The sequence below is a fragment of the Xanthomonas theicola genome, from assembly GCF_014236795.1.
Taxonomy (GTDB): Bacteria; Pseudomonadota; Gammaproteobacteria; order Xanthomonadales; family Xanthomonadaceae; genus Xanthomonas_A; species Xanthomonas_A theicola.
On record NZ_CP049017.1, the window covers coordinates 3,563,749 to 3,586,187 of the forward strand.

Below are 22,439 nucleotides of genomic sequence, written 5' to 3' on the forward strand. Positions count from 1 at the left end.
TGCCGCGGCGTTGGCCAGGCGCGGCGCAGGCGGCCCAGGCGCGTGTCGCGCAGCACTCAGAAGAATCCACGCAGCAACGTCGCCACCGCCGTCGGCTGCTCCATGTGCAGGTGGTGGCCGCCCGGCAGCACGTGCAGGCGGCCGTGGCGCAGCAGCGCCGCGCGCTGGCTTCGCAACGGCTCGGGGAAATACGGCTGCGCCGGATCGGCGTAGATGATCCGCGCCGGGCAATCGATGCCGGCCAGCAGCGCCTGCACCTGCGCTTCGCCCAGCCGCACCGCGGTGGGCAGGGTCAGGCGCCGGTCGCTGCGCCACGCGTAGCCGCCCTCCACCGGCCTGACCCCGCGCTCCACCAGCAGCCGCGCCGACCGCTCGCTGAGCAGGCTGGCCTGCATCCGCGCGCGCACCGGCGCGGCCAGGTCGGGGAACACGCGCAACGGCGTGGGGTTCGGGCGCCGGGTCGCAGCGACGCTGTCGCGCAGCCGGTCCAGGGTGCCCTCGATGGTCTCGGCCAGGCCGCCGAGCATCTCGATGGCGACCAGCTTCTCGACCTGCTGCGGCGCCGCGGCGGCCAGGGTGCTGGCGATCGCCGCGCCCATCGAGTGCCCCATCACCGCGAAGCGCTCCCAGCCCAGCGCATCGGCCGCGTCCAGCAGCGGATGCAGCGCACTGGTCAGCAGGTAGTCGGCGCCGGCCGGCAACGGGTCGCTGTGGCCATGCCCGGGCAGGTCGAGCATGACCAGGTCCAGCTGCGGCAGCTGCACGCTCAGCGGCACGAAGCTGGCGGCGTTGTCCAGCCAGCCGTGCAGCGCCAGCACCTTGGGGCCATGCGGATCGCCGCTGCGCAACCCGGCCAGCGTGCCGGCCCGCGACGGGCAGGCGAATGCGCGCAGTGTCATGCGGCGCGTGCGGCCAGCTGCGCCAGCGCGCGCGCGTGCGCCGGGGCGGCGTTGAGGCAGGGGATGTAGCGCACCTGCATGCCGCGCGCGGCACAGGTCTCGACGAAACCCATCGCCACCTCTTCCAACGTTTCCAGGCAGTCGGTGGCGAAGCCGGGGCAGATCACGTCCACCCGCCGCGTGCCCTGCGCCGCCAGTTCCCACAGGCGCGGTTCGGCGTAAGGCTGCAGCCAGCGCTCGGCGCCGAAGCGCGACTGGTAGCCGAGCTGCCACGCGCCGGCATCCAGGCCCAGCGCGGCGGCGATCGCCCGCGCGCTGGCTTCGCAGCGCTGCGGATACGGATCGCCGTTGTCGGCCACGCGCTGCGGCAGGCCATGGAAGGAGAAGAACAGCGTTTCGCCGCGGCCGTGCTGCGCCCAGTGCGCGCGCACGCTGTCGGCGACCGCCGCGACCCAGGCCGGGTCGGTCGGATAGTTCTCGATCAGGGTCACCGGCAGCTGCGGATTGCGCGCCTGCCACGCCTGCACCACGTCCTTGATGGAGGCGGTGGTGGTGGTCGAATACTGCGGGTACAGCGGCAACGCCACGATGCGGCGCGCGCCGCCGTCGCGCAGCGCGTCCAGCGCCGGCGCCAGCGCCGGAGTGCCGTAGCGCATCGCCCAGGCCACGCGGTGATCGGGCAGTTCGCGCTGCATGCCCTCGGCCAGGCGCCGGGTGTAGACCGCCAGCGGCGAGCCCTCCGGCAGCCACACCAGTGCGTATTTCTGCGCCGAGCGCGGCGAGCGCCGCGGCAGGATCACCCAGTTCAGCAGCGGCCACCAGAACAACCGGGGAATCGCCACGACGCGTTTGTCGCCGAGGAATTCGGCCAGATAGCGGGCGACCGCAGGCGCGGTCGGCGCCTCGGGCGTGCCTAGGTTCACCACCAGCACGGCGGTATCGGGTACGTCGGACATGCGCGCATTGTGGCAGAGGCGGCCGCCGCGCGCGTTGCCATCGTCTCTATCGCAGCGATCGGCGCGCGCGTGGCGGCCGCCGCCACTCATTGCCGATTCATTGCGCCATGACTAACTTCGAGCACTTGCAGTATCTTGCTGCGGACCTGCTCTGGAGCCCGCCATGCCCCGCCTGCCGCGCCTCGCCCTGTTGTTGAGCGCCACGCTGTTCGTCGGCCATGCCGTGGCCGGCCCGGAAGAGGACGAACGCGCGCGCAACGCGCTGCGCGTATTGACCGACATCCAGGAGATCCCGGAGCAGTCCATCCCCGACAAGCTGCTCGACGAGGGCCGCGCGATCGTGGTGATCCCCGACACACTCAAGGCCGGCTTGGTCATCGGCGGCCGCCGCGGCCATGGCCTGATGTCGATCAAGCGGCCCGACGACACCTGGTCCAGCCCGGTGTTCGTCAAGCTCACCGGCGGCAGCATCGGCTTCCAGGTCGGCGTGCAGTCCTCCGACGTGGTGCTGGTGTTCCGCAACGACCGCAGCCTGGACAACATCGTCAACGGCAAGTTCACCCTGGGCGCCGATGCCGGCGTGGCCGCCGGACCGGTCGGGCGCAACGCCTCCGCCGCCACCGACGGGCAGCTCAAGGCCGAGATCTGGTCGTGGTCGCGCGCGCGCGGCCTGTTCGCCGGCGTGGCGCTGGACGGCGCGGCGCTGCAGATCGACGACGCGGCCAACCTCAAGGTGTACGGCGCCAACACCACCCCGCGGATGATCTTCGAGGGCCGCACCAGCAGCCCGCCGTCCAACGATGTGGTCGCGTTCCGCGACAAGCTCGAAGAAGCCACCTACGCTGCGCGGCAGAACCGCGGCAGCGCCCGCACCGCGCCGCCGCCGCCGTCGGCCCAGGCGACGCCGCCGAGCGTGGCCGCGCCGCCCGCCGACGCCGTCCGCACCGCGCCGTTGCAGGCACCGGCGCAGGCGCCGCAGCAGGGGTTCCAGCCGGTATCCGAAGGCGAGATCCGCACCGAGTCACTCGACGGCAATCGCTAGCGGCGTCGGGCGGGCCCGGGTTGCGCCTGAATGCGCAGCCCCGGCAGGCGCGGCGCCTGCCGGGCGGCTTCCGGGCCCGCCCCGAACCATCCCCGCCGGACCCGGACCCGGATCCGCGTCCTCGCGGCGACCGGCGCCGAGGAGCGGCGACGGCGGCGCGACCGGTGCGGAGACCAATGGCGCGCATGCGGGCGCGCGACAGCGAACGCACTGCGGCGTGGTGCGTTATGCTCCTCGTTCCTTACGACTTCTCTGCGAGCGGATCATGGGCGGTTTTAGCATCTGGCACTGGCTTGTCGTGCTGGTGATCGTGCTGCTGGTGTTCGGCACCAAGCGGCTGACCAGCGGCGCCAAGGATCTGGGCAGTGCGGTCAAGGAATTCAAGAAAGGCATGCGCGACGAGGACAAGCCCGCCGGCCAGCTCGGCGACGAATCACGCAACAGCGAACAGTCCCGCGAGAGCCAGGCCGAACGCGACCGCGACGCCCGCTGAATAGGAAGCCGCCGGCGTGTTCGATATCGGATTCAGCGAACTGCTGCTGATCGCCGTGGTGGCGCTGGTGGTGCTCGGCCCGGAACGCCTGCCCAAGGCCGCGCGCTTCGCCGGACTGTGGGTGCGCCGCGCGCGCGCGCAGTGGGACTCGGTAAAGCAGGAACTGGAGCGCGAACTGGAGGCGGAGGAACTCAAGCGCAGCCTGCAGGACGTGCAGGTCTCGCTGCGCCAGGCCGAATCGCAACTGTGCGACAGCGGCCAGCAGTTGCAGCGCGGGACCGAGGCGCTGCGCCGCGAGATCGATCCGACCGGACCGGAACCGCACGCCGACGCCGCACCGGCGGTCATCGAGTCGCAGCCGGCGATGCCGGTGCCGGAACCGTTGCCGCCGTCCACCGCGCCCGCCGCGACGCCGACCCCGACGCCACACCTGCACGCACCCACCGATGCGCCGCGGGTTTCCGTGCACGATCCGGTGGCCCACGCCACGCCGGCACCTGGCGCCGCACCGCCCGGCGGCGATCCTGAGGCGTCGCGATGAATCCGGAAGCCGAAAGCAGCTTGATTGAGCATTTGGTCGAATTGCGCGCGCGCCTGGTCCGCGCGCTGATCGGCCTGGGCGTGGTGGTGCTGGCGCTGCTGCCCTTCTCCAAGCCGATCTACACCTGGCTGGCTGCGCCAATGCTGGCGCAGCTGCCGATCGGGCAGAGCGTGATCGCCACCCACCCGGCCGGCGCGGTGTTCGCCCCGCTCAAGCTGACCTTCTTCGTGGGCGTGTTCATCGCCGTGCCCTGGCTGCTGTACCAGGCCTGGGCGTTCGTCGCGCCAGGCCTGTACCAGCGCGAGAAGCGCCTGGCGCTGCCGCTGCTCGGGTCGGCGGTACTGCTGTTCTACGTCGGCTGCGCGTTCGCCTATTTCCTGGTGCTGCCGGCGGTGTTCCATTTCCTGACCACATTCAAGCCGGACATCATCCAGCTCACGCCCGACGCGGGCTCCTACCTGGACTTCGTGCTGGCGATCTTCTTCGCCTTCGGCGCCAGCTTCGAGCTGCCGGTGGCGCTGGTGATCCTGGCCCTGCTCGGCTGGGTGACCCCGCAACAGCTGCGCGAAGGCCGCGGCTACGCGGTGGTCGGCATCTTCGTGCTGGCCGCAGTGCTGACCCCGCCGGACGTGGTCTCGCAGCTGATGCTGGCGATCCCGATGTGCCTGCTGTACGAGATCGGCATCCTCGCCGCCAGCGCGGTGACCAGGAAGGCAGAAGTGGAGATACGGGATTAGCGTTCGTCTGAAACCTTGACTCTTCAGATCCATCTCTTTCCGTCGGCGGATGGGTCTTTAATTTGGTTCTTCACTCAAGTCCGGGGAAGGCCGCCCTGATCTTGGGGAAGAAGGAGTGATCATCGCGGTGGCCATAGGCGATGCGCTTGATGACCTTGATCTTGTTGTGGACGCCCTCGACCAGATGGGTGCCCAGAGGCCAGCGACAGTGCGCCAGGATGCCCAGCAGGTACGGCTCCAGCCGGCCGACGAAGACCTTCAGTGGCTCCAGGCCGCTGCGCAGGACACGAGGTTTCCAGCTCTTCCAGATCTTGCGCGCCCACGCCTGGCTGCGGCAGCGCCATCGCTGCTTGAGGTCGTCCTTGAGCAGGTAGACCGCCAGCAAGGCGCGGTTGGCTGCCAGCAGTGCGTCCAGGCCAGCCCGACCCAACGCGCCGCCTGCACGGTCGAGGTCGCCGTGCACAGCCGCGCCACGTTGTCGGCCAGCCGGCGCGTCGGGCCGGCGTGCCGATCCAGCCAATCCAGGCGCTCCGAACGCGGCCCGCCGCCCATGCAGGCCAGGCGCCACCGCGGTACCCGTCATTCCACCGCATGCTCGAACACCGGCAGGTCGCGGAGACCACGCACGCTGCAATCGTGGATCGCGCTGACCACCTCGTGGCAGCCCGAGCAACGACGCGCGGCATCGGCCTGTGGCACCAGATCCAGGATCCACCCACGGCCGTTACCCGGCTGCTCCTACCGCCAACCCGACACCCCATTCCCCTCCCCGCCACCCAACGGCGCAATACCCTCCCCGGCGGCCACGGCCGATCGCCATTTTGTTGCCTCGACAACGACACTAATGCTGACGGTCGGCCGTGCGCCTTTCCACTCGGTTGGGTGAAGAACCCAAAAGAAGGGCAGCGCCAAAGTCTGCCGATGGGCGGTCATCGACGATCGTCGATCGCGCACAAGGAAGCGCAGATTCGACAGTGGATTGCTGCGACGCCGGACCTGGCACTGGTGGAGTTGAGCGAGCGTCCGGCCGGGGAAGGGATGGAGCTCAAGGTGCCGGCGCTGTGGCATCAACTCGACAAGTGGAGTTTGCTGCACGCCGGCGAGCGATCTCGCGCCGACGTGCAACAGGCGCGGATTGAGTGGGCGCACGATCAGTCCCGGTGGGATTCAACGCACCTGGTGCTTCTGGACGACACAGCGACGACGACCCGCATGACGCGACGGCGAGGGCGTTCGCCACGCGGCCAGCGCTGTATCGCCTCGGCCCCTTACGGTCACTGGAAGACCACCGCCTTCATTGCCGGCTTACGCCATGACGCGATCGCCGCCCCATGCGCAACCGCGCCAGATCATCGACTCGCCACCACGCATGCCGCCGCGACGACAACAACCGCTCCATATTGCGCGCGTCCAACCCCGGCATCCGCAACAACATCGCGCGCGCCGCCGTATTCAAATCGACCTGAAACCGCTCCGGATGGCGCAACGCCCAGCCCAGCTTCGGATCCACGTCCAGATCGAGCATGCCGCTGGCCGCCTGCGGCGCGATATCCTCCACCGCGAAATCGTAGAACCGCAACAACCGATCGGCCTGGTACAGGCGATACTCGCGCTGCAGCGGCGGCGCCTGCAGCGGCAACTTCGACGACGCATCGGGGATCGGACTGAACGCGGAATAGTAGACCCGACGCAACCGGTCATTGCCGTAGAGATTGTGGCTGGTGTGCAGGATCGCGCGGTCGTCGGCCGCGTCGGCGCCGACGACCATTCGCGTGCTCTGCCCGGCCGGCGCGAAGCGCGGCGGCTTGGTCCGGAGCTTGTGCTCGGCCTTGCTGCACCTCCTTGTTTTCCTCGATGCGCCAACGCAGCTCGCCCATCGCCGCACGGATGCCGCCGCCGTTCTTCTCCGGCGCCAACTGCGCCAGGCCATGCTCGGTCGGCAACTCGACGTTGATGCTGAACCGGTCGGCGTAGCGGCCGGCCGCGGCCAGCAGATCCGGCGCCACGTCGGGAATGGTCTTGAGGTGAATGTAGCCGGCGAAGCGGTGTTCCTGGCGCAGTTGCCGCCCCCCCCCCCCCCCCCCCCCCCCGCTGCTCCATCGTGTAGTCGCTACTGCGGATGATGCCGCTGGACAGGAACAGGCTCTCGATGTAGTTGCGTCTGTGGAAATCCAGGGTCAGCTTCACCACCTCGGCAGGCGCGAAGCGCGCGCGGCGCACGTTGCTGGAGACGCGGTTGATGCAGTACGCACAATAAAAGAACACGCAGAAGTTTGGTCAGCAGGATCTGCAGCAGCGACACGCAGCGGCCATCGGGCGTGTACGAGTGGCAGATGCCCATGCCCTCGGTGCTGCCGATGCCGCCGCTGCGCAGCGAATGCCGCTTGTCCGCGCTGCTGGAGGCGCAGGACGCGTCGTATTTGGCCGCGTCGGCGAGCACGGCGAGCTTTTCCAGGGTATTCACCCGCCGACGATGCCCGCTTGCCGGCTCAGCCGGTGAGACGGCAGGCGCGAGCGCTTGTACCGCGATGAATCGCTCCGGCCGGTGCCGCGCGCCACTCCGGCTCAGGCCGCAGCGCGCGACGCCCGCCCGTCGAACCGGTACAGCTCCATCGCCAGCACCCCGGCGTCGATGCCGGCATCGATGCGCTGCGCGCCCAGTCCGTCCCCGCCGGCCGCGCCCATGGCGAAGTAGATCGGCAGCCAGTGCTCGTCGGTCGGATGCGCGCGCTCGGCGAACGGCGCCTGCCGCCGGTAGTCGAGCAGGGCCGGCAGGTCCTCGCGCAGCAGCGCCTGCTCCACCCAGTCCACGAACGGACGCACATACGGCGCATTCTTGCCGTCGGCGTAGCGGCCTAAGTCGTGCAGGTTGTGGGTGATGCTGCCCGAGCCGACCAGCAGCACGCCGTCCTCGCGCAGCGGCGCCAGCGCGCGGCCCATCGCCAGCTGGTGCGCCGGGCCCAGTTCCGGCTGGATCGACAACGGCAGCACCGGGATGTCGGCCTGCGGGTACAGCAGCGACAGCGGCACCCACACGCCGTGGTCCAGGCCGCGGCGCTCGTCCACGAGCGGCTGCAGGCCGGCGCGTGCGAGCCGCTCGGCGACCTCGCGCGCCAGCGCCGGCGCGCCCGGCGCCGGGTACTGCATCTCGTGCAGCTGGCGCGGGAAGCCGCCGAAATCGTGGAGGGTCGGCGGCGGCGCGGCGGCGCCGACCAACGGTTGCCGCGCCAGCCAGTGCGCGGACGCCACCACGATCGCGCGCGGGTGCGGCAGCGTCGCCGCCAGTTCGGCCAGCCGCGCGCCGACCAGGCCTGGATACAACGCAGTCATCGGCGAGCCGTGCGAGACGTACAGCGAAGGCAGACGGGACATGGCGCAGTTCTCCAGTGACGATGGACGGTGCCTGCGGCGGCGGCAGGCGTACAGGGTATTCCCGGCGCCAGGGGAGATAAATCACTCCCCCACCGGATATCTATTCCGGAAACGAAACGATGGACACACTGGAGACGATGCGCGTGTCCGTCACCGTGGTCGATCACAACGGCTTCAACGCCGACGCCGCGATGGGCATGTCCACCGCCAGCGTCACCCGACAGGTGGCGTGGCTGGAGAAGCCGCTGGGCTTGCGGCTGCTCAACCGCACCACCGGCCGGGTCAGCCAGCGCAGCGTCGGCGCCGCCTATTACCAACGCTGCCAGGTGCTGCTGGCCGAATTCGACGACATGGAGACGGCGGCCGGCGAGCAGGCGCTGACGCGGTCCGGCACGCTGCGGATCAACGCGCCCTTCAACGTCGGCATCGCCCGGCTCGGCCCGCGCCTGACCGGCTACCGGGCGTGCTATCCGCAGGTGACGCCGGACCTGTCGCTGCCGGATCGGATGGTGGACCTCGTCGAGGAAGGCTAGGACATGGCGATCCGCATCACCCTCCAGGTCACGCCGGCGCTGATCGCGCGCGAGCTCGGCCAAGCGCAGATCCATCTGTACGCCGCGCCGACCTACCTTCGCCACGCCGGCACGCCGCGCCTGGCCGCCGACATCGCGGCCACGCGTTCCTGACCGACAGCTACATGCCGCTCGACAAGATCTTCTTGCACGGCGGCGACGGCAAGACCCGGGAGCGGGTGCGCGGCGGCCTGCACGCCAACAGCGGCGACGTGCTGCGCGAGGCCGCCGTGGCCGGCATGGGCATGGTCCTGCAGCCGGACTTCATCGTGCAAGAGGCGCTGCAGGACGGCCGCCTGGTGCGCGAGCTGCCCACCACCAGCTCGCGCCGATCGGCGTCTACGCGGTCTATGCCGGCCGCAGCCACCTGGCGCCGAAGGTGCGCAGCTGCATCGACTACCTGGCCAAGGTCGGCATCGAGCACGAGCGGCGCGGCGGCGGCGCCTTGAACCGGGATGCCGGGCCGGCGCAGCGCAGGCACCGGTCGGACACAACATCCCGCGCGTGGCGCTGATCCAGGCGGCGGCGCATGCGCACAATGCCCGCGCTTGGCCCCTTCCCTCGTTCCAGGAGTCCACCCATGAGCAAGATCGCGATCGTCTATTTCAGCGGCTATGGCCACACCGCCAAACAAGCCGAGACCGTGCACGCCGGCGCCGCCAGCGTCGGCGAGGCCACGTTGTACCGGATCGACCAGGACGGCAACCTGGCCGACGCCGCCTGGGAGGCGATCGGCCAGGCCGATGCGATCGTCTACGGCAGTCCGACCTACATGGGCGGCCCGGCCTGGCAGTTCAAGAAATTCGCTGATGCCAGCTCCAAGCCATGGTTCTCGCAGGCGTGGAAAGACAAGATCGCCGCCGGCTTCACCAACTCGGCCTCGATCAACGGCGACAAGTTCGCCACCATCGAATACTTCTGGACCCTGTCGCAGCAGCACGGCCAGATCTGGGTCGGCACCGGCCTGCTGCCGGCCAACACCAAGGCGCACGGCCCGGCCGACGTGAACTGGACCGCCGGTTCGGGCGGCGCGCTGGCGATCTCGCCCTCGGATGCCTCGCCGGAGGAAGCGCCGCGCGCCGGCGACCTGGAAACCGCCAGGCTGCTCGGCAAGCGCGTGGCAGAGTTCGCCGGCAGATTCAAGGGCTGAGTCGCATCCCTGGCGGCGCAGCGGCAGCCGCCTCCTGCGCGGCGGCGCCGGCCTACCGAGCCGGCGCCGCTGCGAACGGCCACCGTCGCCTCGACCAGATGCGCCGCCCACGCCGGCGCACGCCGCCCGCAGGGCCACAATGGTCTTGCCGCGCCGTGCGCCGACAGCGGGCCCTCCACTTCCGCACGCAAGTCGCTGCCAGTGCGGAGCAGCCTGCAGGTCCAGGCGCGGCGGCGGCGAAAATCGTCTTGCGCGACAGACCAGTCAAAGGCTGCAGGACGGACAATGTCCGCGGCTCGACGTCCCCCCGATTTTGAGTAGCGCCCCGGTTTCGAGTTCAATCCCCCGCGAGAAGGAGATTGGACGTGAAGAGGCGTTTTTCCGAAGAACAGATCATTGGCTTGCTGCGTGAGGTAGAGGCAGGCATGCCGGTCAAGGACCTGTGCCGCAAGCACGGCTTCAGCGAGGCATCGTACTCTTTCTGGCGAAGCAAGTTCGGCGGCATGAGCGTGCCGGAGGCTAAGCGGCTGAAGGACCTGAAGTTGGAGAACGGCCGCCTGAAGAAGCTGCTGGCCGAGCAGCTTCTGGAAAATGAGGTCGTCAAGGAAGCCCTGCGAAAAAAATGGTGCGCGCACCGGACCGGCGTGAGCTGGTGCGCTACTTGGTCGGCCGGGAACTGAGCGAGCGCCGCTCGCTGACGATTGCCGGCATGAGCGCAAGCGCCTATCGCTACGAACCGCGGCCCGACCGTAACGTCGAGCTGCGCAAAATAATCTGTGCGTTGGCCAATCGCCATAAACGCTACGGCGTCGGGATGATCTGCTTAAAAATTCGCCAGGCGGCACATGTCGTAAATTACAAACGGGTCGAGCGCTTGTATCAGGAAGCCAGCCTCCAGGTGCGTCGGCGCAAGCGAAAGAAAGTCCCTCCGGCCGAAAGGCAGCCACTGGGTCGCCCGGACACGGCGAACGTGGTTTGGTCCATCGATTTTGTGTTCGATCGCACAGCGGAAGGACGCGTCATCAAATGCCTGACGATCGTCGACGACGCAACGCATGAGGCCGTCGCCATCGGAATCGAGCGAGCCATCTCGGGCATAGGCGTGACGCGTGTCATGGATCGCCTAGCCGTCACGCGCGGGCTGCCGAGGGTGATTCGTAGCGACAACGAAAAGGAGTTCTGCGGCAAGGCGATGGTCGCCTGGGCGCACGAACGCGGCGTGCAACTAAGACTTATCGAACCCGGCAAGCCGAACCAGAACGCGTATATCGAATCGTTCAACGGCCGCCTTCGCGACGAATGCCTCAATGAACACTGGTCTCCCAGCCTTCTGCACGCCCGCACGGCGATCGAAAACTGGCGCCGCGAATACAACGAGGAGCGACCGAAGAAAATGCTGGGCGGGCTGATGCCCGCTGCCTATGCAAAGCAGTTACAGTAATTGCGGACTCAAACCGGACCGCTACTGAAGACGGGGGGACGTCGGCGCAATCCGAACAATCCGCACGCCGTGAATCGCGCCTACGTGGACAAGCAGCATGCCGCGATGGTGACGCTGGAGCAGAGCCAACAGCAACTGGCGGCCGAGACCCGGCGCCAGACGCAGGAGCAGCAGACCCAGGACCAGCAGCGCACCCAGGCCAGACGCAGTCGCCGACCCGCTGATCGGCGTCGCCGGCATCGGTTGCCGCCGACAGCGATGTCGGACGACAGCCGGTGGCGGTTCGGTCTTCGATCGGGCGTGCTATCGCAATGTGCCTCGCGTCGCGGAGCGGCGGATGTACTTGTGGGTCAGCGTTGCGAACCAGCGCCCAACTTGCATGTCGGCGCGAAGTGCACTTGCAAGCGAGGATGCCGAGCAAACCAGGCGTTGATCGAAGGCGTCTTGTGCGTGCCGTAATTGTCCATCACCAGATGCACGTCCAACTCGGCGGGCACACTGGTCTTGATGGCCCGCAGGAACCGCAGGAGATCTGTGCCGCCCCATTGCTCAGGAACTCAACCAGCCCAGTTCTGTGAGTTCATCTATCAGTTTAATGACAGGTGCCGCAGCATCTTCTAAATCGCAATTGGCTGCTTCGGCAAGTGTCACAACCAGATGTTCTTTGGTGCATGGTTGATGAAGCGCCTGAAGAATGACATAAGCGGCCTTATTGATGTAGGCTGCCGTCAAGGTACGATCGTCAATGACGATAGCTCCGCCATCCTCCTCTGGCTGCAGGTGAACAGCACTGATGAGTTGCATCGTTCTTTGAGACTCGAATGACGTGTCATATTCCATCAAGATGCGCCTCCATTGATATGAAGTCGAAATGCATACCGTTTAGACCATTGCCAATTCCTATATGGATGCCACACGCGCCTTCGTTGAGTAAGCAATTGAGATCCCAGTTCACGCGACTTAGTGGCAATATTCCTGTGCCTACAGCGACTTCCGTTATAGCCGTATAACCAGGTCCGCTCAGGGCATAGAGGCTACCCATCCAAGGACCGAGGCCATCGACAATCCGATTGTCGCGAATCGAGAGCTGCAGGGGGCATGCCTGCCTGATTTCCTTAGCCAGTTTGGTCGCAGCAATAAAGGAAGCCGCTTTTTCAAATTTCAACTCGCGGTGCTTCGCCACCAATACAGCATCGACGCGGAACACCCCTGACATGGATAACTCTGTGTCAACATGACCAGAAAGATCGGTCGGCGACATTGCCACTTCGAAATAATTCCCAATAGTCGCATGCTCATCGGGCAGCATCGCTAGACGAGTGCGGCAAAGGAGTTGAAGGTCTTCCGACAGACGCAACTTCAACATTGTATCGGGTCCTGACAGAGTGACCACCTCTCGAGCCAAAAGAAGTTGAGTCAGGACCCGACGATTCATGCTCACGGCCTCAGCGACATCAACTTCCGAGAACCGCTCTACGGCATATTTTGCCGTATCCACATCGGAAGAAAAAGATGCCAGCGGCATCCACAGTACGCTAGAAGCAGAAAACATCTCGCGCAATAACTGGCGGGAAGGAAGACGCTCCCAATCCAAGGGGATTGCGAGAGCTTTTGGCGGGACGTTGCTGGTATCGCGCAGTAACTCATCAAAGGTTACCGTTTGTACTTCGGACGTTACGAGCCAATCTGCAAGCACTTGATCGTCCGTGACGATAACAGCATTGTCATTCGCAAAAATCTGATTAAGGTTTTTTTTCAATCCATCATGCATGAGTTACCTCTGAGGCCGGATTATTCATCATCATGCCCCTGAGGCGACGGGACATCAAGGCACGGACATGAAGGTATGTCGCCCAAGTGCGTCTTGAGAACTACAGCTTGCATGCGCTGCACATCGCTTCCACTGCTCAATGACGCAAAACGATTGCGCACATCCCCGGTGGGCAGTTGCAAAGCACGGCCGTATATGTGTCCATCGCTAGAAAAACCCTCTGCGACCCAGATGCGTCTTGCCATTTTTTTACTTTCCAACTAACTTGGAGGATTGAAATCTTAAATATCATCAAGCCTGGTAATTCAGATGCAAAAAACAATCCGATTAGCCCCGACCCTCAGCCGCAGGAATTGCGAGCCCCTCTGCGAGTCCCTCGCAGTACTGGACTGGCCACAATCCAGGCTGGAAGCGCATCACGGCTGCGGAAAGTCGCGGCAGCACTTCGCGCAGGCTAGAGCCTGAGGCTGAAACGATAGGAAGCTTCGGACAAGTTGCACCGCAAGCGACCCATGCCTGAAAGCTGGCTGAAACTCAGCGCTAATCAGGGAAAACAATCGACGCCAACCTTGAGATTGACGTCGACTGGTAAGACCGATGGCCTGAAAACTAAATTCCCGTGTAGATAATTGCCAGGAACGGCTTTGGATTTTCGGCCTCAAGCTTCATTCCGCCAGTTCCCCGATCATCATCGAGAGAGCCAAGCAAAGTGATGCTCGGAGAGTCGAGATCTCCAACCAACGATGGCTGGAATAGCGTTTTCTGCTGCTCAGCGGCATGGCTGTGATTCATCATTTTTATACCTCATAAGTTGAGGACGTGATCTACTATCGATCTGATCACGATCTTAAGCTAGGCTTTTCCCTGTTACTTGTCAATTGATTTCCATGTCAAAATCAGTGATCGCAATTCTTGAAGTTGATCGATTTATCGACTCCAACTGAGAGCGCCTATCGATCTGGCCTTAACTGTGCCATAAATGAGTTGCCCTATACGGAACTACGAAGCGACCGGATCGTCATGGTGGCAAGCAGCAACGCGACTCGTTTTTCAGCCTATCTGGATGAATTGTGCGCCGCACTGGGCCATGCCGATCGTGAGGCCAGGATTGCGCGGCGATTGCAGTGGGTTGATGCTGCCGCTGGAGCGCAAGAGCGTGGAGTCGTTGGCCGCGCATCTGGATCCGCTGCGGGTGCGCGCCCCCGGCATCGAGCCTTGTACAACTTCGTGTGGCCAAGTCGCAATGGTCCGATGAAGCCGTGTTGGCACGGGTACGGGAGTACGTGTCGTGGCGGATGGACTTGAAGGGCGAGGTGTACTGGATCGTGGACGACACCGGTTTTCGCAATGAAGGGGCGGCATTCGGTCGGGGTGGCCCGCCAGTAGTGCGGCGGTGAGCTTGGCAAGCAGGACAATTGCCAGGTGGCGGTGAGCGTGTCGCTGGCGAGGCCGGTGGCGAGGGCGCCCATCGCCTTCGGCCTGTACCTGCCCGAGACCTGGGCCGCCGCGACGGCCCGGCGGGAGAAGGCGGGAGTTCCCGAAGACGTGGCGTTTGCCACCAAGCCGGAGCTGGCGCTGGCGCAGATGAAAGCGGCCGATGCCGCCGGTGTGGCGCGGCACGGTGCCGGCCGATGCGGCTTATGGCAGCAACACCGCCTGGCGCGATGCGTTGGCAGCCTTGACGCTGGACGACGCGGTCGGCATCGTTTCGCGCGTGAAGGTCTGGCCACCGGGCATCACGCCCGAACCGCCGGCGCCATGGAAAGGCAAAGGCCGTCCTGCGGGGTGAACCGCCCCGGCTTTTCTGGAGGCCGTTCGGTTTGAGTCCGGCCGCCTCGGCCCGACCGGCTTGCTGCCGAGGGTAAGCCGCTTCGGCTTCTGCCGGCCGGCTGTGCCCGATCGGCCCCAGCCGTCGTTTGTGGTTGTACCCGTGCACCCCATCCAGCGCGGCCGGTTCCACCTGCTCGCGGTTGCCCCACGTCCTGCGGTGGATCACCCCGGCCTTGTACAGACCGTTGATCGTCTCGGCCAGCGCGGTGTGCCCCAGGGCAGGCTTCGCGCTCGCAGCTGTCACCGACGCGGCCCACCGACGGCGCGATCCTGGCCTCGGTCGGCCGTTCGCTGTCGCCAATGCCGACGTATTGCACGCCGCGGTCGCGGTGATGGATCAGTGCCTGGTTTCCGACCCGCGCCCGGGCCTGCGCGGCCTGCTCCAGCGCATCGAGCACGAAGTCCCCGGCAGATCGGCTCGACCCCGTCGGCATCGCGATGCGCGGCGACGAACCCGGTCATGGCGTGAAGCGGCGGTCCAGCTCCGCCTGGGCGAAAGACGCCGATGCCTTGCGCAGGATCCCGTTGGCCTGCCGCAGCTCCTGGACCTGGCGCTCCAGCGCCTTCATCCGCGCCCGCGCCTGCGCCGTCAGGCCAGGCCGCAGCCCTTGGCCTTGGTCACGCTCGGCTCGGCGCACCCACCAGCGCAACGTCTCGGCCGTGCAACCGATCTTCCCGGCCATCGATTCGATCGCCGCCCACGGCGAGCCGTGCCTGTCCTGGCGCTCCAGCACCATCGGCGCCGACCGCCCCCGCACGTCCGGGGGAATACTTCACTGGCTTGCTCATGACGCCATCCTCTCAACAGTTGGAGCCTCCTGGAATCCCGCGGCGGTTCACCCCCGGCTTTGCGGGGGCTTACTCTTGGATCGCAGCCGCGACTGCATCGTGCGCCACCACCGCGCGCGCCGCGGCGTTGGTGGAAATACCGTGGCCGGGCGCAGCCAGATCGGAGGTGAACGCCTGTGCGTTGAGCGCGGCGTCCACCGCTTGCTCGATCGCTTCGGCTTCGGCGTTCAATCCCAGTGAGTGGCGCAGCAGCAGCGCGGCGCTGAGGATGGTCGCGTAGGGGTTGGCGATGCCCTTGCCCGCGATGTCCGGGGCCGAGCCGTGGATCGGCTCGTACAGGCCGATCCGGCCTTCGCCCAGCGACGCCGACGGCAGCAGGCCCAGCGAGCCGGCCAGCATCGAGGCCTCGTCGGTGAGGATGTCGCCGAACATGTTCTCGGTGACGATCACGTCGTATTCGCGCGGCTTGGCCAGCAGGTGCATGGCCATCGAATCGACCAGTTGGTGCTCCAGGCGCACGTCCGGGAACTCGTCGCGGCCGATGCGCGCGGCCACGTCGCGCCACAGTCGCGAGGTCTCCAGCACGTTGGCCTTGTCCACCGAGGTGACGTGGTTGCGGCGCTGCCGCGCCAGGCGGAACGCGCTGCGCAGCACCCGCTCGATTTCCTCGACGCTGTAGCGGCACAGGTCGCTGGCCTCGGTGGCGCTGCGGGTCTTGTCGCCGAAGTAGATGCCGCCGGTCAGTTCGCGCACCACCACGATGTCCACGCCGACGAGCAGGTGCGGCTTGATCGGCGAGGCGTCCAGCGCCGCCGGATGCGGCTTGACCGGGCGCAGGTTGGCGAACAGGCCCAGGCCGCGGCGGATCGCCAGCAGGCCCTGCTCGGGACGGATCCTGGTGTTGGGGTCGGACCATTTTGGCCCGCCGACTGCGCCCAGCAGCACCGCATCGGCCCGCTGGCAGGCGGCCAGCGTCGCCGCCGGCAGCGGTTCGCCATGGCGGTCGATGGCGATGCCGCCGATGTCGTGTTCGTGGAATTCGAAGGTGTGCTGGTAGCGGCGGGCGATGGTGCGCAGCACCGAGACCGCGGCGGCGGTGACCTCGGGGCCGATGCCGTCGCCGGGCAGGACGACGATGTCAGCGTGCATGGGCGGCCTCGTACTGTTCGATGGCGGGTTGGCGCAGCAGCAGGTAGCCGAGTTCGTCGACGCCTTCGAGCAGGCAGGTCTGCGAGAACGCGTCGAGCGGGAAGGCGTAGACGCGGCCGTCGGGCGTGCGCAGTTCGCGCGCGGCCAGGTCCACGGTCAGCGCGTCGTCCGGGCGCTGCATCAGGGTCTGCACGTCGGCCTCGTCCAGCACGATCGGCAGCAGCCCGTTCTTGAGGCTGTTGTTGCGGAAGATGTCGGCGATCTCGCTGCTGACGATGGCGCGCAGGCCCAGGTCGGTCAGCGCCCACGGCGCATGCTCGCGCGAGGAGCCACAGCCGAAGTTGCGCCCGGCCAGCAGGATCTGGCGGCCGGCGTTGTGTGCCTGGTTGAACGCGAATTCCGGGTTCGGCGCGCCGTCGGCCTGCCAGCGCCAGTCGTTGAACGCGTTGCGGCCGAGGCCGGCGCGCTCGGTGGTGGACAGGAACCGCGCCGGGATGATCTGGTCGGTGTCGATGTTGGTCTGGCGCAGCACCACGCTGGCCGAGGTGAGGGCGGCGAATCCGGCCATCAGCAGGCCTCCTGGGACACGGTGGCGGGGTCGGCGGCGGCGCCGGACGGCGGCAGCAGCGGCTTGCCGCGATGGGCGAAGGCGCGGGTGGTGGCGGCGACGAAGGTCAGCGTGGCCGCGAACGCGGCGATGTGCGGCACCATCACGCGACCTCCGCGAACAGCGTGCGCGGGTCGCTGACCTTGCCGTTCACCGCGGCCCAGGCCGCGGTCATCGGCGAGGCCAGCAGGGTGCGCGAGCCGGGACCCTGGCGGCCCTCGAAATTGCGGTTGCTGGTGCTCACCGCCAGCTGGCCCGGCGCGACCAGGTCGCCGTTCATCGCGATGCACATCGAACAGCCGGATTCGCGCCATTCGGCGCCGGCGGCGCGCACCACCTCGTGGATGCCTTCGGCTTCGGCCTGGCGCTTGACGATCTCCGACCCCGGCACCACCAGCATGCGCACGTTCGGCGCGACGCGGCGGCCGCGCAGCACCTGCGCCACTTCGCGCATGTCGCTGAGCCGGCCGTTGGTGCAGGAGCCGACGAACACCACGTCCACCGGCGTGCCGATCAGGGCGTGGCCGGAGGCCAAGTGCATGTAGTCCAGGCCCTTCTGCGCGGCCGCGTCCTGCGCTGCCGGAATCGGCAGGTCCACCGCGATCGCGGTGCCCGGGTGGGTGCCCCAGGTCAGGGTCGGGCGGATGTCGCGCGCGTCGATGCGCACGTCCACGTCGAAGCGCGCGCCCGCATCGCTGCGCAGCTGCGACCAGCGTTGCACGGCGGCGTCGAGGTCGGTGCCCTTCGGCCCGCGCGGCGTGTTCGCCATCCAGTCGAAGGTGACCTGGTCCGGGGCGACCATGCCGGCGCGCGCGCCGGCCTCGATCGACATGTTGCACAGGGTCATGCGCTGCTCCATGTCCATGGCCTCGATGGTGGAGCCGCGGTACTCGAGCACGTGGCCGGTGCCGCCGTTGACCCCGATCACGCCGATGATGTGCAGGATCACGTCCTTGGCGCCGACGCCCGGCGCCAGCGGCCCGTCGACGGTGATCGCCATGGTCCTGGCCTTGCGCTGCAGCAGGCATTGGGTGGCCAGTACGTGGCCGACCTCGCTGGTGCCGATGCCGAACGCCAATGCTCCGAATGCGCCATGTGTGGAGGTGTGGCTGTCGCCGCAGACGATGGTCATGCCGGGCTGGGTGAAGCCCTGCTCGGGCGCGATCACGTGCACGATGCCGCGGTCGTCCGAGGCCATGTCGAACAGCTCGATGCCGTAGTCGGCGCAGTTGCGCGCGAGCATGTCCACCTGCGCCTCGGAGGCCTTGGTGTAGTAAGGCAGCTTGCCGTCGGCGCCGCGCGGCAGGGTCGGCGTGGAATGGTCCATCGTCGCCTTGGTGCGGTCGGGCCGGCGCGGCGTCAGGCCGCGCGACTTCAGTTCGGTGAACGCCTGCGGCGAAGTCACTTCGTGGATCAGGTGCAGGTCGATGTACAGCACCGCCGGAGCGGTGCCGCTTTCGGGGACGACGACGTGCGCGTCCCACAGTTTGTCGTACAGGGTGCGGGGGGCTGGGTTCATTGCCGATAACCTTGCGTGGGTCTGGAACGAGCGGGCTCAGGCGTGGGCCTGGGCCGACAAAATGGCGTGGAAACGCAGGCGGACGTAGTCGGCGCTCCAGCGGCCGCGATCGTCGCACAGCGTCGGCGCCAGCAATGCGACGGCGGTGGCGAGTACGTCCTGCCGCGTCGCTGCGTCCACGCCGATCAGGAACGGATCGGCGAAGGTGCGCAGCCAGCCGACCATGCCGGTCGGCAGCGGCGTGGGCCGCGGCAGCAGTGCGATCTGCGTGACCTGGAAGCCGTGCGCCTGCAGGCGCTGCGCATAGGCGTCGGCGCTGGGAAAGAACCAGGCGAACGCCGGCGCCGGCACGCCATGCAGGCGCCGCGCCGCATGCAGCGCGGTGACGATCGCCGCCACGTTGCCGTGGCCGCCGAATTCGCCGACGAAGCGCCCGCCCGGGCGCAGTGCGCGGCGTACGCCGTCCAGCACCCGGTCCGGCTCGCGCATCCAGTGCAGCGCGGCGTTGCTGAACACCGCATCGAAGCGCGGCTCGAACGCCAGCGCGTGGCCGTCCAGCACCTGCGCCTCCACTCCGCGTGCGCGTGCGGCGGCGACCAACTCCGGCGAGGCGTCCACGCCGAGGACGTCGGCGCCGCTGGCGGCCAGCCTGGCGGTCAGCACGCCGTCGCCGCAGCCTAGGTCGAGGATCCGTTCGCCCGGCTGCGGTGCCAGCAGATCCAGCACCGGCGCGCCCAGCGCCGGCACGAAGCCGGCGTCGTCGGCATAGCCCTGCGCGTTCCAGCACTGGCCGGCGGCGGGCACGATGCTCGCGCTCATGGCGTCAGGCGGCGGCGGTGGCGGCGCCGGCCTGCGCGCCCTGGCGCTGGCGCAGCACGCGATTGGCCACATCCAGCCAGGCCAGCGCGCTGGCCTCAATGATGTCGCGGCTGGTGCCGCTGCCGTCGTATTCGGTCTCGCCGTGGCGCACGCTGAGGCTGGCCTCGCCGCGCGCGTCGGCGCCGATGCCGACGCTGTGCACCTGGTAGCTGTCCAGGGTCAGCTGCACGCCGGTGGCCGCGGCCAGCGCGGCGAACAGCGCATCCACCGGGCCGTCGCCTTCGGCGCGCTCGCTGACCCGCTGGCCGTCCGGATCGGACAGCTCGACCTGTGCGCTGGCGCGCTGGCCGCGGTCGCTGACGGTCATCGACGACAGCCGGTAGCCCTGGCTTTCCGGCGCGTCCTGCATCATCGCCTGCAGGTCGGCGTCGTTGACCACGCGTTGCTGTTCGCACAGCGCCTTGAACGTGTCGAACGCCAGGTTCAGTTCGGCTTCTTCCAGCACGTAGCCCAGCGCGCGCAGGCGCTGCTCGACCGCGGCGCGGCCGCTGTGGCGGCCCAGCACCATCTGCGAGGACTCCCAGCCCACGTCTTCCGGGCGCATGATCTCGTAGGTGCCGCGGTGGCGCAGCATGCCGTGCTGGTGGATGCCCGACTCGTGGGCGAAGGCGTTGCCGCCGACGATCGCCTTGTTGCGCTGCACCGGCATGCCGACCAGCCGCTGCAGCAGCTGCGAGCTGGCGACGATGCGCTGGGTGTTGATCGCGGTGTCGATCGCGTAGAACGCGTTGCGCACCTTCAGCGCCATCGCGATCTCTTCCAGCGCGCAGTTGCCGGCGCGCTCGCCGATGCCGTTGATGGTGCATTCCACCTGCCGCGCGCCGCCTTCCACCGCGGCCAGCGAGTTGGCCACGGCCAGGCCCAGGTCGTTGTGGCAGTGGGTGCTGAAGATCACCCGCTCGGCGCCGGGCACGCTGGCGATCAGCCGCGCGAACAGGCCGCGGATCTCTTCCGGGGTGGTGAAGCCGACCGTGTCGGGCAAGTTGATGGTGGTGGCGCCGGCGGCGATCGCCACCGTGGTCACCTCGGCCAGGAAATTCTCTTCGGTGCGGGTGGCGTCCTCGGCCGAGAACTCCACGTCGTCCACGTACTGGCGCGCCAGCGACACGTGCTTGCGGACCGATTCCAGCACCTGCTCGCGGCTCATCCGCAGCTTGTGTTCGCGGTGCAGCGGGCTGGTCGACAGGAACACGTGCAGGCGCGGCCTGGCCGCCGCCTCCAGCGCACGCGCCGAGGTCTGGATGTCGGTGGCCAGGCAGCGCGACAGCACCGCCAGGGTCGGCTCGCGCAGTTCGCGGCCGATCAGCGCCATCGCCTCGCGGTCGGATTGCGAGCTGGCCGGGAAGCCGGTCTCGATGACGTCCACGCCCAGCTCGGCCAGGGCGCGCGCCATGACCAGCTTCTGCGGCGGGGTCATGCTGCAGCCGGGGGATTGCTCGCCGTCGCGCAGGGTGGTGTCGAAGATGCGGATGCGGGGGGTCTGGGAAGAAGCAGAAGTGTTCACCAGATGGTTTCCTCTACGGCGGCGGTGGCTGGCGGATGGGGGAGCGGGGAAGCGGGGCGGGCGGGAGCGGGCGGGGCGGCGGCACGTTGGTTGCGAAGTCGCTCGGCACTGCGGCGGCGCGGCTTGCGCGGCGCGCGCGGGCGCACCTCCGACAGCAGCGTCGCCAGCATGCCGGCGTCGATGTTGCCACCGGACACCACCGCGCACTTGCGCTTGCCGGCGACGCGGCGGCCGGCCGCCAGGGCCAGCGCGCCGGCGCCCTCGGCGATGACGTGCTCCTCCAGCGCCAGGCGGACCAGCGTTTCGCGCAGTTCCGCCTCGCGCACGATCACCACGTCGTCGAGTAGGCTGGCGCACAGCCGGCGGGTGACGAACCCGGGGATTTTAACCTTGACGCCGTCGGCCAGGGTGGGCAACGGGTCGATCGCGCGGAGATCGCCGCGGATCGCCCGCGCCATCGAATCCACGCCCTCGACCTGCGCGCCGACGATGCGCACGCCCTGCGAGCGCAGCGCCAGGGCCACCCCGGCGGCCAGGCCGCCGCCGCCGATCGGCACGATCACCACGTCCGGGGCGTGCGCGGCCAGCTCGATGCCGACCGTGCCCTGGCCGGCGATCACGTCCGGGTCGTCGAACGCGGACAGGAAGCGGTAGCCGTTCTGCTCGGCCAGGTCGCGGGCGAAGCCGTAGGCCTCGTCGTAGCTGTTGCCGTGCTGGCGCACGGTGGCGCCCCAGTGCGCGACGCCGGCGATCTTGGTCTGCGGCGCGCCGTGCGGCATCACCGTGATCGCCTGCGCGCCCAGCCGATGCGCCGCCCAGGCCACGCCCTGCGCGTGGTTGCCGGCCGAGGCGCAGATGATGGTGCGCTCGTCGCCGCGCTCCAGCCCGGCCAGCAGCGCATTCAGCGCGCCGCGCACCTTGTAGGATCCGGTGCGCTGCAGGTTCTCCAGCTTCAGCCACACGCCGAAGCGCTCGGCGTAGTGCAGCGGCGTCGGCGGCAGGTAGCGGCGCAGCCGCGCCTGCGCGGCCAGCACGTCGGCGACGCTGACCGCTACGTCGCCTACGTCCGGTTCCTTGGGGGCGGGACGGCCGCGGTCAGGCATGGGGCTGCCGCCGGGACTCGGGACTCGGGACTCGGGACCCGGAAAGCGGGTGGGCGCGAAGAAGACTCCTCCGTGGAAGAAGGCG

At 67.9% G+C, this 22,439-nt stretch carries 22 protein-coding genes, 5 pseudogenes and 1 other annotated feature; of the genes and pseudogenes, 9 read left to right on the forward strand and 18 right to left on the reverse strand.

Annotation, left to right across the window (positions count from 1 at the left end):
* Positions 1-56: 56 nt before the first annotated feature.
* Together G4Q83_RS16570 and hemH are read right to left on the reverse strand one after the other, a co-directional pair.
* A complete protein-coding gene (locus tag G4Q83_RS16570; RefSeq protein WP_128421131.1) occupies positions 57-899 on the reverse strand; it encodes an alpha/beta fold hydrolase in 843 nt (280 codons plus the stop codon).
* Positions 896-1,855 carry a ferrochelatase gene (gene hemH, locus G4Q83_RS16575; RefSeq protein ID WP_128421130.1) on the reverse strand — a complete coding sequence of 320 codons (960 nt, stop codon included), beginning with the start codon at positions 1,853-1,855 and terminating at the stop codon, positions 896-898. The genes G4Q83_RS16570 and hemH overlap by 4 nt, the downstream gene beginning before the upstream one ends.
* Before the next feature lie 163 nt (positions 1,856-2,018).
* Here hemH and G4Q83_RS16580 point away from each other — a divergent pair, with 163 nt between their 5' ends.
* The 4 genes from G4Q83_RS16580 (at position 2,019) to tatC (ending at position 4,668) form a co-directional block, all read left to right on the forward strand.
* Positions 2,019-2,897: a lipid-binding SYLF domain-containing protein gene (locus G4Q83_RS16580; RefSeq protein WP_128421129.1), complete on the forward strand. Its 879-nt coding sequence runs from the start codon at positions 2,019-2,021 to the stop codon at positions 2,895-2,897.
* Between the two features lie 265 nt (positions 2,898-3,162).
* A complete protein-coding gene (tatA, locus tag G4Q83_RS16585) occupies positions 3,163-3,390 on the forward strand; it encodes a Sec-independent protein translocase subunit TatA (RefSeq protein ID WP_128421128.1) in 228 nt (75 codons plus the stop codon).
* Between the two features lie 16 nt (positions 3,391-3,406).
* A complete protein-coding gene (gene tatB, locus G4Q83_RS16590) occupies positions 3,407-3,931 on the forward strand; it encodes a Sec-independent protein translocase protein TatB (protein ID WP_128421127.1) in 525 nt (174 codons plus the stop codon).
* Positions 3,928-4,668, forward strand: a complete 741-nt coding sequence (tatC, locus tag G4Q83_RS16595) for a twin-arginine translocase subunit TatC (protein WP_128421126.1) — start codon at positions 3,928-3,930, stop codon at positions 4,666-4,668. The genes tatB and tatC overlap by 4 nt, the downstream gene beginning before the upstream one ends.
* Before the next feature lie 70 nt (positions 4,669-4,738).
* Here the strand turns inward: tatC and G4Q83_RS16600 are convergent, their stop codons facing one another.
* From G4Q83_RS16600 to G4Q83_RS16610, 4 genes and pseudogenes are all read right to left on the reverse strand, one after another.
* Complete coding sequence (locus G4Q83_RS16600) at positions 4,739-5,038, reverse strand: transposase (RefSeq protein WP_425509774.1); 300 nt, start codon at positions 5,036-5,038, stop codon at positions 4,739-4,741.
* Positions 4,927-5,220, reverse strand: coding sequence for a helix-turn-helix domain-containing protein (locus tag G4Q83_RS24770; RefSeq protein ID WP_128422014.1), 294 nt, complete (start codon positions 5,218-5,220; stop codon positions 4,927-4,929). The genes G4Q83_RS16600 and G4Q83_RS24770 overlap by 112 nt, the downstream gene beginning before the upstream one ends.
* Before the next feature lie 778 nt (positions 5,221-5,998).
* Positions 5,999-7,132, reverse strand: a pseudogene (locus G4Q83_RS16605) (putative DNA modification/repair radical SAM protein); the annotation flags it as partial.
* 101 nt (positions 7,133-7,233) lie between these two features.
* The gene (locus G4Q83_RS16610; protein ID WP_128421754.1) at positions 7,234-8,040 is read right to left on the reverse strand and encodes a DODA-type extradiol aromatic ring-opening family dioxygenase; all 807 of its coding nucleotides are present in this window, start codon (positions 8,038-8,040) and stop codon (positions 7,234-7,236) included.
* Between the two features lie 119 nt (positions 8,041-8,159).
* Between G4Q83_RS16610 and G4Q83_RS16615 the strand changes: the two are divergent.
* The 4 genes and pseudogenes from G4Q83_RS16615 to G4Q83_RS23595 all read left to right on the forward strand — a co-directional run.
* Positions 8,160-9,030 (forward strand): annotated as a pseudogene (locus G4Q83_RS16615) (LysR family transcriptional regulator); the annotation flags it as partial.
* Positions 9,031-9,192: 162 nt separating this feature from the next.
* Positions 9,193-9,762: a flavodoxin family protein gene (locus tag G4Q83_RS16620; RefSeq protein WP_128421753.1), complete on the forward strand. Its 570-nt coding sequence runs from the start codon at positions 9,193-9,195 to the stop codon at positions 9,760-9,762.
* Positions 9,763-10,187: 425 nt separating this feature from the next.
* A protein-coding gene (locus G4Q83_RS16625) for an IS3 family transposase (RefSeq protein WP_386273600.1) occupies positions 10,188-11,203 on the forward strand; the annotation gives its coding sequence in 2 pieces (ribosomal slippage) (positions 10,188-10,386 and positions 10,386-11,203; 1,017 coding nt in all).
* A 45-nt stretch (positions 11,204-11,248) separates the two neighbouring features.
* Positions 11,249-11,416, forward strand: a pseudogene (locus G4Q83_RS23595) (peptidoglycan-binding domain-containing protein); the annotation flags it as partial.
* Positions 11,417-11,553: 137 nt separating this feature from the next.
* Here G4Q83_RS23595 and G4Q83_RS24775 read toward each other — a convergent pair.
* The 4 genes from G4Q83_RS24775 to G4Q83_RS16640 form a co-directional block, all read right to left on the reverse strand.
* Positions 11,554-11,730 carry a hypothetical protein gene (locus tag G4Q83_RS24775; RefSeq protein WP_425480340.1) on the reverse strand — a complete coding sequence of 59 codons (177 nt, stop codon included), beginning with the start codon at positions 11,728-11,730 and terminating at the stop codon, positions 11,554-11,556.
* Between the two features lie 22 nt (positions 11,731-11,752).
* Positions 11,753-12,043 carry a PqqD family protein gene (locus G4Q83_RS16630; protein ID WP_170069207.1) on the reverse strand — a complete coding sequence of 97 codons (291 nt, stop codon included), beginning with the start codon at positions 12,041-12,043 and terminating at the stop codon, positions 11,753-11,755.
* Positions 12,033-12,974: a CgnE/CgnB domain-containing protein gene (locus G4Q83_RS16635; protein ID WP_128421751.1), complete on the reverse strand. Its 942-nt coding sequence runs from the start codon at positions 12,972-12,974 to the stop codon at positions 12,033-12,035. The genes G4Q83_RS16630 and G4Q83_RS16635 overlap by 11 nt, the downstream gene beginning before the upstream one ends.
* 609 nt (positions 12,975-13,583) lie before the next feature.
* A complete protein-coding gene (locus tag G4Q83_RS16640; RefSeq protein ID WP_128421755.1) occupies positions 13,584-13,766 on the reverse strand; it encodes a hypothetical protein in 183 nt (60 codons plus the stop codon).
* Between the two features lie 228 nt (positions 13,767-13,994).
* On the opposite strand from G4Q83_RS16640, the pseudogene G4Q83_RS23600 reads away from it, so the two are divergent.
* Positions 13,995-14,754 (forward strand): annotated as a pseudogene (locus tag G4Q83_RS23600) (IS701 family transposase); the annotation flags it as partial.
* A gap of 48 nt (positions 14,755-14,802) precedes the next feature.
* On the opposite strand, the pseudogene G4Q83_RS16650 reads toward G4Q83_RS23600, so the two are convergent.
* The 8 genes and pseudogenes from G4Q83_RS16650 to G4Q83_RS16685 all read right to left on the reverse strand — a co-directional run.
* A pseudogene (locus tag G4Q83_RS16650) lies at positions 14,803-15,593 on the reverse strand (transposase); the annotation flags it as partial.
* Positions 15,188-15,308, reverse strand: a sequence feature (AL1L pseudoknot). (Overlaps the previous pseudogene by 121 nt.)
* A 69-nt stretch (positions 15,594-15,662) precedes the next feature.
* Entirely contained in the window at positions 15,663-16,742 is a 1,080-nt protein-coding gene (gene leuB / locus G4Q83_RS16655; protein WP_128421837.1) for a 3-isopropylmalate dehydrogenase, read from the reverse strand.
* Positions 16,732-17,310, reverse strand: coding sequence for a 3-isopropylmalate dehydratase small subunit (gene leuD / locus G4Q83_RS16660; RefSeq protein ID WP_128421836.1), 579 nt, complete (start codon positions 17,308-17,310; stop codon positions 16,732-16,734). The genes leuB and leuD overlap by 11 nt, the downstream gene beginning before the upstream one ends.
* Positions 17,310-17,453 carry a hypothetical protein gene (locus tag G4Q83_RS16665; protein WP_170069208.1) on the reverse strand — a complete coding sequence of 48 codons (144 nt, stop codon included), beginning with the start codon at positions 17,451-17,453 and terminating at the stop codon, positions 17,310-17,312. The genes leuD and G4Q83_RS16665 overlap by 1 nt, the downstream gene beginning before the upstream one ends.
* The gene (gene leuC, locus G4Q83_RS16670) at positions 17,453-18,868 is read right to left on the reverse strand and encodes a 3-isopropylmalate dehydratase large subunit (RefSeq protein ID WP_128421835.1); all 1,416 of its coding nucleotides are present in this window, start codon (positions 18,866-18,868) and stop codon (positions 17,453-17,455) included. Before leuC ends, G4Q83_RS16665 begins: the two co-directional genes overlap by 1 nt.
* A 36-nt stretch (positions 18,869-18,904) precedes the next feature.
* Positions 18,905-19,687, reverse strand: coding sequence for a class I SAM-dependent methyltransferase (locus G4Q83_RS16675; RefSeq protein WP_128421834.1), 783 nt, complete (start codon positions 19,685-19,687; stop codon positions 18,905-18,907).
* Between the two features lie 4 nt (positions 19,688-19,691).
* Positions 19,692-21,251 carry a 2-isopropylmalate synthase gene (locus G4Q83_RS16680; protein ID WP_128421833.1) on the reverse strand — a complete coding sequence of 520 codons (1,560 nt, stop codon included), beginning with the start codon at positions 21,249-21,251 and terminating at the stop codon, positions 19,692-19,694.
* On the reverse strand, positions 21,248-22,354 hold the full coding sequence (locus G4Q83_RS16685; RefSeq protein WP_185817242.1) for a threonine dehydratase: 1,107 nt from the start codon (positions 22,352-22,354) through the stop codon (positions 21,248-21,250). Before G4Q83_RS16685 ends, G4Q83_RS16680 begins: the two co-directional genes overlap by 4 nt.
* Positions 22,355-22,439: the final 85 nt, after the last annotated feature.